At 57.4% G+C, this 14637-nt stretch carries 14 protein-coding genes and 2 tRNA genes; 10 read left to right on the forward strand and 6 right to left on the reverse strand.

Translation table 11 applies throughout. The annotated features are described in order from the left end of the window. Nucleotides 1-23 precede the first annotated feature (23 nt). Nucleotides 24-320 (reverse strand): hypothetical protein, encoded by a 297-nt coding sequence (locus tag ACR0ER_RS15700; protein ID WP_480769740.1) that lies wholly within the window; start codon nt 318-320, stop codon nt 24-26. A gap of 132 nt (nt 321-452) precedes the next feature. Next, complete coding sequence (locus tag ACR0ER_RS15705; RefSeq protein ID WP_480769741.1) at nt 453-1883, reverse strand: Glu/Leu/Phe/Val family dehydrogenase; 1431 nt, start codon at nt 1881-1883, stop codon at nt 453-455. A gap of 326 nt (nt 1884-2209) precedes the next feature. On the opposite strand from ACR0ER_RS15705, the gene ACR0ER_RS15710 reads away from it, so the two are divergent. From ACR0ER_RS15710 to ACR0ER_RS15720, 3 genes are read left to right on the forward strand one after another with little or no spacing between them, the layout of a single operon-like run. After that, a complete protein-coding gene (locus ACR0ER_RS15710; protein ID WP_480769742.1) occupies nt 2210-3925 on the forward strand; it encodes a TadE/TadG family type IV pilus assembly protein in 1716 nt (571 codons plus the stop codon). A gap of 11 nt (nt 3926-3936) precedes the next feature. Beyond that, complete coding sequence (locus ACR0ER_RS15715; protein ID WP_480769792.1) at nt 3937-4452, forward strand: TadE/TadG family type IV pilus assembly protein; 516 nt, start codon at nt 3937-3939, stop codon at nt 4450-4452. A 4-nt stretch (nt 4453-4456) separates the two neighbouring features. Further along, nucleotides 4457-5071 (forward strand): TadE/TadG family type IV pilus assembly protein, encoded by a 615-nt coding sequence (locus ACR0ER_RS15720; protein ID WP_480769743.1) that lies wholly within the window; start codon nt 4457-4459, stop codon nt 5069-5071. Here the strand turns inward: ACR0ER_RS15720 and ACR0ER_RS15725 are convergent. Continuing rightward, nucleotides 5052-5534, reverse strand: a complete 483-nt coding sequence (locus ACR0ER_RS15725) for a hypothetical protein (RefSeq protein WP_480769744.1) — start codon at nt 5532-5534, stop codon at nt 5052-5054. The genes ACR0ER_RS15720 and ACR0ER_RS15725 overlap by 20 nt on opposite strands. 136 nt (nt 5535-5670) lie before the next feature. On the opposite strand from ACR0ER_RS15725, the gene ACR0ER_RS15730 reads away from it, so the two are divergent. Further along, nucleotides 5671-6582 (forward strand): pirin family protein, encoded by a 912-nt coding sequence (locus ACR0ER_RS15730; protein WP_480769745.1) that lies wholly within the window; start codon nt 5671-5673, stop codon nt 6580-6582. Between the two features lie 5 nt (nt 6583-6587). Here ACR0ER_RS15730 and ACR0ER_RS15735 read toward each other — a convergent pair whose 3' ends face one another. Further along, the gene (locus tag ACR0ER_RS15735) at nt 6588-7175 is read right to left on the reverse strand and encodes a TetR/AcrR family transcriptional regulator (RefSeq protein ID WP_480769746.1); all 588 of its coding nucleotides are present in this window, start codon (nt 7173-7175) and stop codon (nt 6588-6590) included. A gap of 99 nt (nt 7176-7274) precedes the next feature. Here ACR0ER_RS15735 and ACR0ER_RS15740 point away from each other — a divergent pair, with 99 nt between their 5' ends. From ACR0ER_RS15740 to ACR0ER_RS15765, 6 genes are all read left to right on the forward strand, one after another. Further along, nucleotides 7275-7523: a hypothetical protein gene (locus ACR0ER_RS15740; protein WP_480769747.1), complete on the forward strand. Its 249-nt coding sequence runs from the start codon at nt 7275-7277 to the stop codon at nt 7521-7523. Between the two features lie 128 nt (nt 7524-7651). Further along, the gene (locus tag ACR0ER_RS15745; protein WP_480769748.1) at nt 7652-8938 is read left to right on the forward strand and encodes a homoserine dehydrogenase; all 1287 of its coding nucleotides are present in this window, start codon (nt 7652-7654) and stop codon (nt 8936-8938) included. A gap of 69 nt (nt 8939-9007) precedes the next feature. Next, entirely contained in the window at nt 9008-9991 is a 984-nt protein-coding gene (gene glpX, locus ACR0ER_RS15750; protein WP_480769749.1) for a class II fructose-bisphosphatase, read from the forward strand. A 94-nt stretch (nt 9992-10085) separates the two neighbouring features. Continuing rightward, a complete protein-coding gene (gene recJ, locus ACR0ER_RS15755) occupies nt 10086-11828 on the forward strand; it encodes a single-stranded-DNA-specific exonuclease RecJ (RefSeq protein ID WP_480769750.1) in 1743 nt (580 codons plus the stop codon). A 98-nt stretch (nt 11829-11926) separates the two neighbouring features. Further along, nucleotides 11927-12001: transfer RNA gene (locus ACR0ER_RS15760), tRNA-Glu, on the forward strand. Between the two features lie 22 nt (nt 12002-12023). Then, nucleotides 12024-12098: transfer RNA gene (locus ACR0ER_RS15765), tRNA-Glu, on the forward strand. A gap of 7 nt (nt 12099-12105) precedes the next feature. On the opposite strand, the gene ACR0ER_RS15770 is transcribed toward ACR0ER_RS15765, so the two are convergent. Together ACR0ER_RS15770 and ACR0ER_RS15775 are read right to left on the reverse strand one after the other, a co-directional pair. After that, nucleotides 12106-13947, reverse strand: a complete 1842-nt coding sequence (locus ACR0ER_RS15770) for a V-type ATP synthase subunit A (RefSeq protein WP_480769751.1) — start codon at nt 13945-13947, stop codon at nt 12106-12108. Beyond that, entirely contained in the window at nt 13944-14636 is a 693-nt protein-coding gene (locus tag ACR0ER_RS15775; protein ID WP_480769752.1) for a hypothetical protein, read from the reverse strand. Before ACR0ER_RS15775 ends, ACR0ER_RS15770 begins: the two co-directional genes overlap by 4 nt. Between the last annotated feature and the right edge of the window lies 1 nt (nt 14637).

Here is a 14637-nt window from a genome sequence, read left to right on the forward strand (position 1 = left end):
CAGGGAAATGTAAGACCTGTGGATTATTGCTGCAAACACAGTTCCAACCACGCCGCGCCAAGGTCCTTTTTGCGCACGTCGCGCATCTTTTGCTCGTAGACCCAAGGCGTGATCAGCGGAATGGCATTGTTGTAGTTTTCGGGCCAGGTCGGGCTGGTGTCAGCCACCGCCTGCGGTACGTCACGCTCCTTCACCTTATCCAGACGCGCTTTCTGAATCGCCGCAACGACATCCGCCTGATACTGGCAGCTTTGTTCTTTGGTTTCTTGAGCAGCCAGAGGTGTGGCCAACAACAGGGCCGCAAAGGCGGTACGCAACATGGGGGTCTCCCGGAATCGTTTCTTTCGCGACAGTTTACCCTCGGCAGGCCTTGCCCGCCATTGTCGTTTTACACCTCTCGCCATCGTGTTGCGCCGGGGCGACCGATTGATCCCGCCCGCCCCAGCCGGAACTCAAAGCCCTTTGGCGCGATAGCTTTTCGAAACGCGGTCGATGGCCACAATATAGGCCGCCGTGCGCAAATCTTCGACATCGTCGCGACTGTGCCAGACCTCACGCATGGACTGATAGGCAATGCGCATCGTGTCATCGAGGCCCGACCGCACCAGTTCAAGTTCGTCCGCGCCCTTGAGGTACTTGGTCTTGAAATCTGGAGTCATCGACCACGCATCGCCCAAGTAGCGGTCCAGCCGCTCCAGCTCGCTGACGATCAGCTCGTGCCGCGCCTCTTCCTGACGGCGCTGCATCCGACCAAAGCGGATATGGCTTAGGTTCTTGACCCATTCGAAATACGACACCGTCACACCGCCCGCATTCGCGTACATGTCCGGGACGATCACTGTACCTTTTTTGCGCAGAATCTCATCCGCCCCGGCTGTGACAGGACCATTCGCCGCCTCAATGATCAGAGGCGCCTTGATCCGCTCGGCATTGGACAGGTTGATCACCCCCTCAAGCGCCGCCGGGATCAGGATATCGCATTCAGCCTCTAGAACTTCGCCGCCCTCAGCCGAATGCGTTGCGTCCGGGTAATTGCTGACCCCACCATGTTTCACGATCCACTGACGTACAGATTCGACGTCAATCCCGTCGGGGTTATACAGCGCGCCATCCCATTCAATGATACCGACAATCCGCGAGCCGTCCTCTTCGCTCAGGAACTTGGCCGCGTGATACCCCACGTTGCCCAAACCCTGAACGATGATGCGTTTGCCATCAAGTTTGCCAGACAGGCCCGCCTTCTGCACATCCTCGGGATGGCGGAAGAACTCACGCAATGCATACTGAATGCCCCGACCGGTTGCTTCGACCCGCCCCGAGATTCCGCCAGCATTTAGCGGCTTGCCGGTTACACTGGCACGCGCATTGATGTCGGTGGTGTTCATACGGGCGTATTGGTCAGCCATCCAGGCCATTTCACGTTCGCCCGTGCCCATATCGGGCGCTGGAACGTTCTGAGACGGATTGATCAGATCGCGCTTGGCAAGTTCATAAGCAAAACGTCGGGTGATCTGCTCCAACTCATGCTCTTCATATTGGCGGGGATCGATGCACAAACCGCCCTTCGAGCCGCCAAAGGGCGTTTCAACCAGTGCACATTTGTACGTCATCAGCGCTGCAAGCGCTTCGACTTCGTCCTGATTAACTGCCAACGCGTAACGAATACCGCCTTTCACAGGCTCCATATGTTCAGAGTGAACGGAGCGATAACCCGTAAATGTATGAATCTCGCCCCGCAGTCGCACACCGAAGCGAACCGTGTAGGTGGCGTTGCAAACCCGTATTTTCTCCTCCAACCCAGGAGGCAGGTCCATCAGGGACGCCGCCCTGTTGAACATAAGGTCCACACTCTCGCGAAAGCTGGGTTCTTTAATGGCCGTCATCTAATCCTCCGTGCCAGCGAACGACTTGCGTTCTGACGATTTGTCGCACCCAATGCGCAAACGATCAATATTTAAGCGAAAATAAAACCAGAAAAACCGAGCAGGAGTTTACACAACCCGCTGAGTCGCCCATTCGACCCCACCCCGCCGGAATTGTCGCCCATTCGAAAACAGAACCGTATCACGCCCCAAAATTATCCCGGCTTTCCCTTTAAACCGGCCAAGTCCGTGTCTTTTTCGCCTAAATCCCGCCACGTTTCAGCGTTAATTTTCAAAAGTTAATAATTCCTTGGCAGCTTGGATGTCTGCTCAGTGAGGACTGCAATATGACAAAGAACGTTTTTGAAAGTGGCACTACGTTAGTCAATCGAACTGTATCACCGATCCGGCGCTTCGTCAGGAACGAAGACGGCGGGGCGTTCACGATCTTCGTCCTCCTTGGGTTCTTAACTATCTTCGCCCTGACCGGCTTTGGCGTCGACATCATGAACTACGAGCGCGACAGAGCTAACTTGCAGTCCACATTGGATCGTGCAGTGCTGGCGGCGGCGGACCTTGACCAAACGAAAACGCCTGACGAAGTCGTAAACTCTTATCTTGATTTAGCTGATCTAAGCGACAAGCTAACAAAACCAGTAGAAGTCACCGAGAGCTTTGGCTATCGAAAAGTAACGGCAACGGCTGAAACCGAGGTGTCTACCAGCTACATGAACCTGGCTGGCGTGGACTCGTTTACGGCCAAAGCGTTAAGCACGGCAGAGGAGTCCATCGGCGCCGTTGAAATTTCGCTGATCCTCGACATGTCTGGCTCAATGCAGTCACATTCACCCACTGGTGGAAAAACGAAATTGGAGCTTCTGCAGGACGCAGCGACAAAGTTCGTGACGCTGATGCTGAGTTCGTCAGACGAAGACAAACAAAATATCTCGATCTCGATCATACCCTACGCGACGCAGGTCAATGCTGGTGAGGGGCTTCTGAAGAACTTCACGAATGTGACCGCCGAGCATAACTATTCGCATTGCGTCAACTTCATTGCAGAACAATTCAGCGATGCCGATATTCACAGGGGTGACACGCTGGAGCGGACTGCGCATTTTGATCCGTTCTCCTACTCTGAAGGCACGATCGATACCCCAGTCTGCCCTGTCCGGGCAGGCAGCGCGATTACTCCGGTCACAGACGACCTTGATTTTCTCAAGGCTCAAATCAAAGCTCTCACCGCGAGTGGCAACACCTCAATTGACATTGGGATGAAGTGGGGTACCGCTCTGTTGGATCCAAGTATGCGTGGCATTGTCGGGGATATGGCGACTGATGACTATATTGTACCCGATCACTTTGCTGACCGCCCCAGCGACTATGGTTCCGACATTCTGAAGATCGCGATCGTCATGACAGATGGTCAGAATACAGATCAATACATGCTTAACCCATCTATTCGCGATGGTTGGTCAGACGTTTGGCACAACCCGGAGTCCGGAGCTACTTACTCGTGGACAGAGTACTTCTATGAATTGGTCAATGGGTATTGGGAACTGCGAAATACGACCGAAACCACGTATGGTGACTATTCCACCTACCATTCGAATGGTACTCCCAAGCACTTCGCGTGGTCTCAACGCGGAGAATGGGCGGACCACCCATATGGAAACCCGGAACCTGAAAACGAGTGGAACGATGAGCCCGGCACGTCTGTTCGCCTGAAGAATACCGAGTTGCTGAACCGCGCCTCTCTTGAGTACATTGCCGATGTCGTCTTCGGCTGGCAACCCAGCGCGCCGGCCGAGTGGACCAGCGCAGCCTATTCCAAGGTTGAGACGTCTGCAAAGAACCAGCGCACCAAGCATGTCTGCGGCGCTGCAAAAGATCAGGGCATCATCGTCTACGGCATTGCTTTCGAAGCACCGAGATCCGGCTACAAAACAATCAAAGGCTGTGCCAGCTCGGACAGCCACGTTTACGATGTACACGGTTTGAATCTTGAGGACGCGTTTGCGTCCATTGCATCGTCGATCCGCAAACTGAGGCTGACACAATGATCAGGAAAGCAATGGCATATCTGCAGAGGTTCAAACGCTGCGAACAAGGCTCTCCAACGGTTGAATTCGTCGTGATTTTCCCTTTCTACATGTTCTTTATTCTCAGTGCCGTTGAATACTCTTTGGTCACTATGCAGCAGGCGATGTTGGAAAATGCTGTCGATCGGACTGTGCGCGATATCCGCCTTGGAACCGGAACTGTCCTGCAACACGATGACATAAAAGACAGGATCTGTGACAGGGCTGGCATCATTAGGTCGTGCGGCGAAAGCTTGCGCCTTGAGATGATTGTTCAGGATGCGTTTGCCGGTATCCACCTCCCCGAGGAACCAGACTGCACCGACTTGTCAAATGAAGCTAAACCAGTTCGCGACTTCAGCAACGGGACGGAAAACCAATTGATGATTCTGCGGGCCTGCGCCAAAATCGATCCCCTTTTTCCGTCTTCGACGATGGGACGCACCTTGGCAAATGACGGTGGGCAGATTCGTCTGACAGCAACCTCAGCGTTTGTTCAGGAGCCGTAAGAGAATGAAACTTCTTTCGAAAATCCGAGACGTCTTAAAGTCTGTTAAAAAGAATGAATCCGGAAGCATGACCGTCGATTCCGTTCTTATTTTTCCGGTTTTGATTTGGACAATTTCGGGATCATTCACTTTTTTTGAAGGGTTCCGCCAAAGCTCTATCAACCTCAAAGCCGCCTACACCGTAGGTGATTTGATCTCTCGTGAAACTACTACCGTAACAGACACTTATGTCCAATCGATGCATTTGCTTATGTACCGAATGGTGGAAGCACAATCACCCATGAGTCTGCGCGTCAGCTTTGTTGTCTTTGATAAAGAGGATGACCGTCATTATGTACGGTGGTCGACAACTTGCGGAGATGGATACGCATTCACATGGACGGACGACAACATCGGCACCATACGTAATAACTTGCCGCCTATGCCGGATCAGGATTCGCTGATCATTGTCGAGACAACCAACAAGTTTGTGCCGGCCTTTGGGTACCAGTGGATCAACGAGGGCTATACCTTCGACAACTTTGTTTTTACCCGCCCGCGCTTCACCAATGAAGTCGCTGGCTTTGTTACGGACAACGCCTGTCAGGTGGAACCAGTCGCTACGGCAACAACGAGCTAAGCACGTCAGTCATATATTTGGTTTCGGCGGCGGCAGTCATGCCGCCGACCCCCACCCGGCGACCTAGACGCCACCATAGCCCGGGCGCCCAGCTGTTTTCCCCGCTGGTACGTGTTTTCAAAAGAAACCCGTTCGATGGTTTGAATGCAAAAACCCCTCGATCAACGGATTCGATATCTGCCACTTTTACAATAAGGCGCCCTGCCCCGGTTCTCAGCTCGGATTGTGTCAACTCGATCCAGTCATTCGTCGCATTCCACATGCGATACGCCAACCAAAACGCCGCGCCGCCAACCACAAGCAAAAAGACCTGCCAAACGGGTTCGGGGGGCTGCGCAAGGGCTACATACAAAACCAACGCGCCCACCACGCTTAGCATCCCGACGCCAAGCAAGCGTCTTGCAGGTGATGGCTTAATGGTCGCCAATACATCTTGTTGCATGTGAACCCCTGTCATTTTCATCAGGGTTTAGCGACTTATTATCGGAAAAAACAGAGGGGCAGTTACTGCTGATTTTTGCACATTCCCCGTTCTTTTCTGTCGATTGACGTAATCAGCGCCGGGAATACATGCTTCCGCATAGCTGAAGGAGGCCGCAATGTCCCTACGACCCGTTCTGCAAACCCGGAAAGCCGTCGCCGCAATCGAGGGCGCAGGCGTTAAACTGCACCGCGCCTTCGGATTTCAGGACCCCTCTGAACTCGACCCGTTTCTGCTGTTCGATGACTTTCGCAACGAGCGCCCGCAGGACTTTAAGGCCGGGTTTCCTTGGCACCCGCATCGCGGGATCGAAACGATCACATATGTTCTGGCCGGTTCAGTCGAACATTCGGATTCTCTGGGGAATAGCGGCACACTCGGGGCCGGAGACGTGCAGTGGATGACCGCAGGTTCCGGGATTCTTCATCAGGAGATGCCGACAGGAAACGTGTCAGGACAAATGCATGGGTTCCAATTGTGGGGCAACCTGCCGTCGGCGCAAAAAATGACCGCGCCGCGCTATCAGGATGTGCAAAGTAAGGACATCCCGGAAATCACCGATGACGATGGCACCACAGTGCGCGTGATCGTAGGTGAGTTCTGGGGGAAGACCGGTCCGGTCGACGGGATTGCCGCTGACCCGCAATATCTGGACATCAATATACCGGCAGGTGTTAAAAAGACCTTTCGGATCGACACCTATCGCCGCGCCTTTGCCTATGTGTTCGACGGTCAGGCTGCTTTTGCCGATGCCTCACAGCCCACTGGCATACTTCTGGAAAAAGAAGTCGCCGGACAAGAGGTTAATATCCGCGACATGTCGGGCAACCGGACGCTGGTCCGGTTTGGCACCGGGGATGAAATTACGGTTCAGGCTGGACCTGAAGGTGCGCGGTTTCTGCTGATCTCAGGCGCGCCGATTGACGAGCCGGTCGCTTGGCACGGCCCGATCGTGATGAACACGCAGACCGAGCTGGAGCAAGCCTTTCGCGAACTACGCAACGGTACGTTCATTCGGCCCGCGCACTAACGCCATCAGTTCGAAACTGACCGGCGGACCATATCCCAATAAACCTGTTCAACTTCATCCAGCGACAGGCGTCCGCCGGCCCGATACCAAGTCATCACACCGTTCAACATGGCAATCACCGCCAAAGTAGCAATCTTGGTGTCCGCGACGTTGAACAGACCTGCCTCCTGCCCTGCGCACAAGATCATCTCGAGTGCGTCTTCATATTTTCGGCGCAACGCTTCGATCTCAGCAAAGTTCTCAGGCGTCAGGTTGCGTAGTTCCATATAGGCAATGAACACCTCATCCGGACGTTCAAGGTGAAAGCGGATGTGAAACCCGACAAACTGGCGTAAGGCCTCAGATGCATCCGCAGGCTGCTTTAGTGAGTCATAGGCCGCCAACAACTCTTGCATGTGTTCATGCATCAGGCGGTACAGAAGGCTCTGCTTGTCGGGTGTGTAGTTATATAGCGCCCCGGCCTGCACCCCAACCTCAGACGCGATTTGGCGCATAGAGACCGCCGCGTAACCGTGACGGGCGAACAATCCCAACGCCGCTTTGCGGATACGCGGACCGGTGATATCGGAATGTGAACCTTGTGTACGAGCCATTCGCTCACCGTATCTGAACGTCCGTTCAGATAGAACCCTGCTTGAACCAAAGTCGCAAAAGGTGCATCACACTTGCAATCGACCTTGAAAGGGATTTGAATGAAGCCCCTGTCTATGCTGATCCTGGTGCTCGCCTGTGCCGGATGCGCCGACTTTCCAGAACTGGAGGGGCGTGAACAGCCAAACGTGAAATCGGCCCGCTATCCCAAGCTTGTTCCTATTCAGGAAAACCTTGGCCCGCCGGTTGACCCGGTTAATGAGGCCGCCCAAGTCGAAGAAGACCTAATTGCCCGGCGTGAAGCGCTGCAGAAAAAGGCAGAAGAACTTCAGGCTGCGGAAATCAACTGAGCCTTTGCGTTTCACTGCCCTTCGCGTGCCACCACGCATTGCACCCTAGCGCCGAACCCGCTAAGGCAGCGCTGAACGGGCAACAGGCCCGACATCACGAAGTCTTCGAGCGGAAAGGAACCCACGGGATGACACAGGCGCTGCGGCTGGGAATTGCGGGCTTGGGAACAGTTGGCGTGGGTGTCGTTAGGATCGTCCGCCGCCACGCAGACCTGTTGCAGGCGCGTACGGGGCGTTCTGTGGAAATCGTCGCCGTATCGGCGCGCGATGCAAGCAAAGACCGCGGCGTGAACCTTTCCGATTATGCCTGGGAAACCGACCCCGTAGCGCTGGCCAAACGCGATGATATTGACGTTTTCGTTGAACTGATCGGCGGTGAAAACGGCCCCGCCAAAGCGTCGGTCGAGGCCGCGCTGGCCACCGGCAAGGACGTGGTTACCGCAAACAAGGCGCTACTGGCCATCCACGGTCAGGAACTGGCCGAAAAGGCCGAGGCCGCTGGTCGCGTGATCAGGTTCGAAGCCGCCGTTGCTGGCGGCATCCCAGTCATCAAGTCCCTGACCGAAGGGCTCGCCGGAAACGAGATCACCCGCGTCATGGGCGTGATGAACGGTACCTGCAACTATATTCTGACCCGGATGCAATCGCAGGAGCAGGGTTACAACGCCCTGTTCGAGGAATGCGCGCAGCTTGGATATCTTGAGGCTGACCCGAACCTCGACGTCGGCGGCATTGATGCGGCGCATAAGCTGGCGCTGCTGTCCTCGATCGCGTTCGGGACAAAGCCGAATTTCGACGGCATCCAGATCGAAGGCATTCAGCAGATCAGTCTGGAAGATATCCATCAGGCCGACGACATGGGCTATCGCATCAAGTTGCTTGGCGTTGCACAACGCTCGGCCCGTGGTTTGGAACAGCGGATGCAGCCGTGCCTGGTTCCCAGCAGTTCGCCCCTGGGGCAACTGGAAGGCGGCACCAATATGGTGGTGATCGAAGGCGACGCGGTCGAGCAGGTTGTTCTGCGTGGCCCCGGCGCCGGCGAGGGCCCCACGGCCAGCGCCGTGATGGGTGACGTCTGCGATCTGGCCCGCGGACTGCAAATCCCGACCTTTGGCCGCCCTGCGACCTCGCTACAGGACGCGCAACCTGCCGTGACCGGCCTGCCAGCCCCCTATTATCTGCGTCTTGCCCTGTACGACAAACCCGGTGCTTTGGCCAAAGTGGCTGCCATTCTTGGCGATGCGGGCGTATCAATCGACCGGATGCGTCAGTACGGCCATTCCGAAAGCACCGCACCGGTTCTGATCGTCACCCACAAGACCACACGCGCCACGCTGGACGTGGCCCTCGACGGGCTTCGCGAGACTGATGTGGTAGCCGGAGAACCCGTTGCATTGCGGATTGAAGAGGTTTGACCCTTGCGGCCTGCATGAAACGCAGGCTATCCCGAATAAAACGCCTTTACTGACCTGAGGATACCGAACATGAGTGCTGCCAAAGTAGATTTCAACGACCGACTGCTGTCTCTGGGCCTTGCGCGGGTGGCAGAACAGGCTGCACTGGCGTCGGCCTCTCTGGTTGGTCGCGGTGACGAAAAAGCCGCCGATCAGGCAGCCGTGAACGCGATGCGCGAACAGCTGAACCTGCTGGATATCGCGGGCGTCGTCGTCATCGGTGAAGGCGAGCGTGACGAAGCGCCGATGCTGTATATCGGCGAAGAGGTTGGCACTGGTGTAGGCCCCGGCGTAGACATCGCGCTGGACCCGCTGGAAGGCACCACGCTGACCGCCAAGGACATGCCTAACGCACTGACCGTAATCGCCATGGGGCCGCGCGGCTCGATGCTGCACGCACCCGATGTCTACATGGACAAGCTGGCCGTTGGTCCGGGCTTTCCTGAGGGCGTCGTCAATCTGGAAATGAGCCCGCGCGAACGTGTCGAAGCTCTGGCCAAGGCCAAGGGCTGTGAACCCGCCGACATCACTGTCTGCATTCTGGAGCGCCCGCGTCATGAGGCGATGATCGCCGAGGTGCGCGAAACCGGTGCGTCGATCCGCCTGATCACCGATGGTGACGTGGCCGGTGTGATGCACTGCGCAGAAAGCGAAGAGACTGGCATCGACATGTATATGGGCCAGGGTGGCGCGCCCGAAGGCGTTCTGGCCGCAGCGGCTCTGAAATGTATGGGTGGTCAGATCTTTGGCCGCCTGCTGTTCCGCAACGATGACGAACGTGGCCGTGCCGCCAAGGCGGGCATCACCGATCTGGACCGCGTCTATGCCCGCGACGAGATGGTGACAGCAGACGTGATCTTTGCCGCAACCGGCGTGACCGGTGGCTCGCTGCTGCCGCGCATCAAGCGTGAACCGGGTTGGGTGGAAACCACCACCCTGCTGATGCGGTCGAAAACCGGGTCGGTGCGGCGTATGACCTACCGCACGCCGATGTGGTCGCATACCGACGCATAGCCGCTTGCGCCGCTGCCTTCGGCGAGCGTATTTGTAGAAAGATGAAGAGGCCGGACCCGCATAGTGTCCGGCCTTGGCATATCAGGGGCAGGTCATGAGCTTTCTAGGGGTTGAACAATCATTGTCCGGGCGGCGTTGGGTCGGCCCCACGGCTGAGACCGAGCGTGCAACCCAGATGCTTGTGCAACAGGCGGGCTTGCCCCGCGCCGTGTGTCAAGTGCTGGCGCGGCGCGGCGTTCCTACGATGGAGGCTGAGGGGTTTCTGGAGCCCAAGCTGAAGGAACTACTGCCTGACCCGCGATCGATGAAAGACATGGAAACTGCTGCAACGCGGTTTCTGGCAGCAGTTCGGAATAAGCAACGGATCGCGGTCTTTGCCGATTATGACGTCGACGGAGGCAGCTCAGCCGCCTTGCTGCTGGTTTGGCTGCGTCAGATAGGCCTTCAGGCGACGCTCTATGTGCCCGACCGGATTGATGAGGGCTATGGCCCCAACGTCCCGGCCATGCAGGAACTGGCTGCGAACCACGACCTGATCATCTGTGTCGATTGTGGGACGCTCAGCCATGAACCTATCGCCGCTGCCAAAGGCGCCGATGTGATTGTGCTGGACCACCACCTGGGCGGAGAGACCCTGCCCGATTGCGTGGCCGTGGTGAACCCGAACCGGCAGGACGAAAGCGGCGATCTGGGCTATCTCTGCGCGGCTGGCGTTGTGTTTCTGATGCTGGTCGAGTCCGGACGGCAGCTACGCGAGGCAGACGTGAGGGGCCCGGACCTGATCAGCTTGCTGGACCTTGTGGCGCTGGCGACTGTGGCGGATGTGGCCCCGCTGATTGGCGCAAACCGGGCGCTGGTGCGTCAGGGGTTGAAGGTCATGGCGCAACGGCAAAGGCCGGGTCTGGTGGCCCTGTCTGACGTGGCTCGCATGGACTCGGCGCCCAACAGCTATCACCTTGGCTTTCTGCTTGGTCCGCGCGTGAATGCGGGCGGGCGCATTGGGCAGGCCGATCTGGGTGCGCGGTTGCTTAGTACGGAGTCGATGCACGAAGCCGAAGCACTGTCGCAGCGGTTGGATGAACTGAACACCGAGCGTCGCGATATCGAAAACGCCGTTCGCGCGGCGGCATTGGAACAGGCCGAAGAACGCGGTCTGGAGGCGCCTTTGGTCTGGGCTGCGGGCGAAGGATGGCATCCCGGGGTCGTTGGCATCGTGGCATCGCGGTTGAAGGAAAACGCAAACCGTCCCGCGATTGTCATCGGCTTTGACGGGGATGAGGGCAAAGGCTCGGGCCGTTCGGTCTCTGGTGTTGACCTGGGCGCTTCTATCCAGCGCTTGGCGTCCGAGGGGTTGCTGGTTAAAGGCGGCGGGCACAAAATGGCTGCGGGTCTGACAGTGATGCGGGATCAGTTGGAACCCGCGATGGAGCGGCTGTCCGAATTGCTGGCCAAACAGGGTGCCGGTGAAGGTGGGCCGGCCGACCTGAAACTGGATGGCACTTTGATGCCGGGCGCGGCGACGATTGATCTGATCGAACAGATCGAAAAGGCAGGCCCGTTTGGGGCCAGCGCCCCTGCCCCGCGATACGCGCTGCCCGACCTACAGGTCCGTTTCGCGAAGCGTGTCGGCGAATCTCATCTGAAACTGTCCTTGGCAGACGGTGTCGGCGGCGGCTTGGACGCGATTGCCTTTGGCGCCTTTGACGGGCCAATGGGTGAAAAGCTGTCCAATCACGGTGGTGCACGGTTTCATTTCGCCGGACGGCTTGAGGTAAACACATGGGGCGGGCGGCAGAGTGTGCAGCTCAGGCTCGAGGACGCGGCACAAGTGAATTGAACCCAATTTCAAGCCCGTGAAAAAACTTTCACATCCCTGCGTTTTTCGGCTTGCGGGGGTCACGGCGAAACCGTAAAAGGCCCTCCACAAGCCAGCGTGGCCCGTTCGTCTATCGGTTAGGACGCCAGGTTTTCAACCTGGAAAGAGGGGTTCGATTCCCCTACGGGCTGCCACTTGTGCTTGTTTGGACCAAGTGGCCCGTTCGTCTATCGGTTAGGACGCCAGGTTTTCAACCTGGAAAGAGGGGTTCGATTCCCCTACGGGCTGCCATTTTCTCTTACACTCCGAATTTTTCGTGACAAAGATCGGTGATCTGCCCCCAGGTCGACTTGAATTCCGGCGTGTTTTCCGCTGCATAGTGGAAGTTCTTCATTAGACCGGTCAGTTGCGTAAACACCTGCCGAACATCTGACTTGTCGGTAAAGGATGCCGTCGATTGGGTTACATCGTAAACCAGCTTGAAGGTCATCTTTTGGCGCTCAAGCGGTACGGTCGCGTCCACTTTGTCGAACGCATCCTGCTGCAGATAGACCATATCCACGAACAGGGCCTTTTGCTGGGTCACAAAGTCCTCAATGGTAACGCCCTCTTCGCCAGTCACCTGCATCATCTGGTCGACCTGCTCTCCCTTTTCGATCAAGTCCAGCAGATCGCGCACCTTGCCGGTCCAGCCCGGTTCGGCGTTTTTGTCGTACCAGTCCGACAGCTGATCAGTATAACGTGACCAGCTAAGCATCGGATCGACCGCAGGATAGAACCGTTTGTAGGCGCGCTCGGAGGACAGGCCGAGGAAGCACTTCACCGTGGAAAGCGTAGACTGCGTGACCGGTTCATCAAAGTTGCCGCCTGCGGGTGAAACCGTGCCGATCAGCGTCAAACTACCCAGATCGCCATCATTGGTTTTCATCGCACCGGCGCGTTCGTATAGCCCTTTGATCGAGCTTTCCAGATAGGCGGGGAAACCCTCCTCACCCGGGATTTCCTCAAGCTTGCCGGACGTCTCACGCATCGCTTGCGCCCAGCGGCTGGTACTATCTGCGATCAGCAGCACGTCATAACCCATCTGACGATAGTATTCGCCTAGAGTGATCCCCGTAAAGATCGACGCCTCGCGTGCGGCGACAGGCATGGAGGACGTGTTACAAATGATGATCGTCCGGTCCATCAAGCTGCCGCCTGTTGTCGGGTCGGTCATCTTGGGGAACTCGTGAATCGTTTCAACCACCTCACCCGCGCGCTCACCGCAGGCCACGACAATCACGATATCCACCTTTGCGTTCCGTGCGATCAGGTTCTGCAGCACCGTCTTACCCGCCCCGAACGGTCCGGGGATACAGGCCGTACCCCCACGCGCGATTGGGAAAAACGTGTCGATCAGGCGCTGAGAGGTGAGAACCGGTTCAGTCGGGTAAAGCCGTTCAGACAATGCGCGTTTCAGGATGCTTTCCGGCAATGCGCGTCGCACCGGCCATTTCTGCGACAGGGTCAGCGTATGCTCTCCACCCTGCTCATCCTCAAGCCGCGCCACGATGTCGTGGATCGTTGCAGCGCCCTTTTGCACCCATACCACCTTGTAGTCGCCCACCCAATTGAAGGGCAGCATGATCTTGTGACTAAAATGGCCTTCAGGCACGGTGCCGATGCTGTCACCCGCGGTCACCGTATCGCCAACCTTGACCGACGGCGTGAATGACCACTTTGCCTGATCGTCCAGCGGGGCCACATCTGCCCCACGGGGCAGGAAGGTCCCGAACTCAGCAGCCACCTTGGGCAGCGGCGATTGCAGCCCGTCAAACACCTGCCCCAGCAAGCCCGGAGCGAGCTCAACCGACAGCAACTGCCCCGATTGTTCGACCGGATCGCCTACGGCTACCCCGTCGGTGCTTTCATAGACCTGCACGTCTGCGATGTCGCCGCGCACCCGCAGCACTTCGGCCTTTAAGCGTTCCTGGCGACCACCGGGGCCGGGGCGTGTCGGGAGGATAAACACAACCTCGTTCTTGACCAGTTGCCCGGGCTGACCCGAGGCATCGTGATTGGCCTGTATTTGCACCAACCCCTCCTGCACCGAGACGACGCGGGCGGTGGCGGTCTGTTTGGCGGTGGTTGGGGCTGTCATGCGCTTGCTCCATCAAAACCAATCTCGGCGGCACCGGCCATGGCCTGTTGCGCCAGATGTTCAAACCTCTTGGCCGCGTCCTGCGCGTTGCTTTGCGCCCAGCGGTCGAAAATGTTCCAGATCAGCACGTAGATCGCCACCGCTTCGAAATCGAAATAGTGGCGGGACGCGTGCCGTTTCAGTTGCTTTTGGCTGACCGACAACAACAGCCGTTCCAGGCCCATAGGGTCTTCGGCGTCAAGCAATTGCTTGGCCTCTTTGATCCAGGGCATTGGACCGTCCAGCTTGAAGGTCGGGTCGGTCCAGTTGGCCGGGATGTACCGGGCCCATCGGCCCATTCCATACGTACTGGCGGGCGGGCTACCCCCTTGCTTGCGCAGGCGCAGCGCAGCGACGGCCGTACGAAGGTCCAAACGTTCCACAAATACCTCTCGCAAGGTCGGTTGGGGAATGTCGCCTAGCGCCTCTTTGCACCGCTCAATGGCCTGCGCGTCTGTGACGTCCATATCATAATCGCTCCAATTCAGAGCGTGCTCCAACACCTTCAAAACGCGCGCATCTTCAGCTGTCAGCGCGGTCAAACGGCGATCCAGACGCAACCGCGACAGTGGCGGCTGCTTGGCGATAAACAACCGTTCCGAGCCCGGCAAGCTGCTGATCAGCGCGATATAGGCGTCGGGGTCCGACATG

The sequence above is a fragment of the Ruegeria sp. CH8 genome, assembly GCF_056536985.1.

What these genes read in the sequence shown, in the direction of transcription:
- ACR0ER_RS15700 (WP_480769740.1), bottom strand. Translation starts at nt 320, where the DNA reads ATGTTGCGTACCGCCTTTGCGGCCCTGTTGTTGGCCACACCTCTGGCT.
- ACR0ER_RS15705 (WP_480769741.1), bottom strand. Translation starts at nt 1,883, where the DNA reads ATGACGGCCATTAAAGAACCCAGCTTTCGCGAGAGTGTGGACCTTATG.
- ACR0ER_RS15710 (WP_480769742.1), top strand. Translation starts at nt 2,210, where the DNA reads ATGACAAAGAACGTTTTTGAAAGTGGCACTACGTTAGTCAATCGAACT.
- ACR0ER_RS15715 (WP_480769792.1), top strand. Translation starts at nt 3,937, where the DNA reads ATGGCATATCTGCAGAGGTTCAAACGCTGCGAACAAGGCTCTCCAACG.
- ACR0ER_RS15720 (WP_480769743.1), top strand. Translation starts at nt 4,457, where the DNA reads ATGAAACTTCTTTCGAAAATCCGAGACGTCTTAAAGTCTGTTAAAAAG.
- ACR0ER_RS15725 (WP_480769744.1), bottom strand. Translation starts at nt 5,534, where the DNA reads ATGAAAATGACAGGGGTTCACATGCAACAAGATGTATTGGCGACCATT.
- ACR0ER_RS15730 (WP_480769745.1), top strand. Translation starts at nt 5,671, where the DNA reads ATGTCCCTACGACCCGTTCTGCAAACCCGGAAAGCCGTCGCCGCAATC.
- ACR0ER_RS15735 (WP_480769746.1), bottom strand. Translation starts at nt 7,175, where the DNA reads ATGGCTCGTACACAAGGTTCACATTCCGATATCACCGGTCCGCGTATC.
- ACR0ER_RS15740 (WP_480769747.1), top strand. Translation starts at nt 7,275, where the DNA reads ATGAAGCCCCTGTCTATGCTGATCCTGGTGCTCGCCTGTGCCGGATGC.
- ACR0ER_RS15745 (WP_480769748.1), top strand. Translation starts at nt 7,652, where the DNA reads ATGACACAGGCGCTGCGGCTGGGAATTGCGGGCTTGGGAACAGTTGGC.
- glpX (WP_480769749.1), top strand. Translation starts at nt 9,008, where the DNA reads ATGAGTGCTGCCAAAGTAGATTTCAACGACCGACTGCTGTCTCTGGGC.
- recJ (WP_480769750.1), top strand. Translation starts at nt 10,086, where the DNA reads ATGAGCTTTCTAGGGGTTGAACAATCATTGTCCGGGCGGCGTTGGGTC.
- ACR0ER_RS15770 (WP_480769751.1), bottom strand. Translation starts at nt 13,947, where the DNA reads ATGACAGCCCCAACCACCGCCAAACAGACCGCCACCGCCCGCGTCGTC.
- ACR0ER_RS15775 (WP_480769752.1), bottom strand. Translation starts at nt 14,636, where the DNA reads ATGTCGGACCCCGACGCCTATATCGCGCTGATCAGCAGCTTGCCGGGC.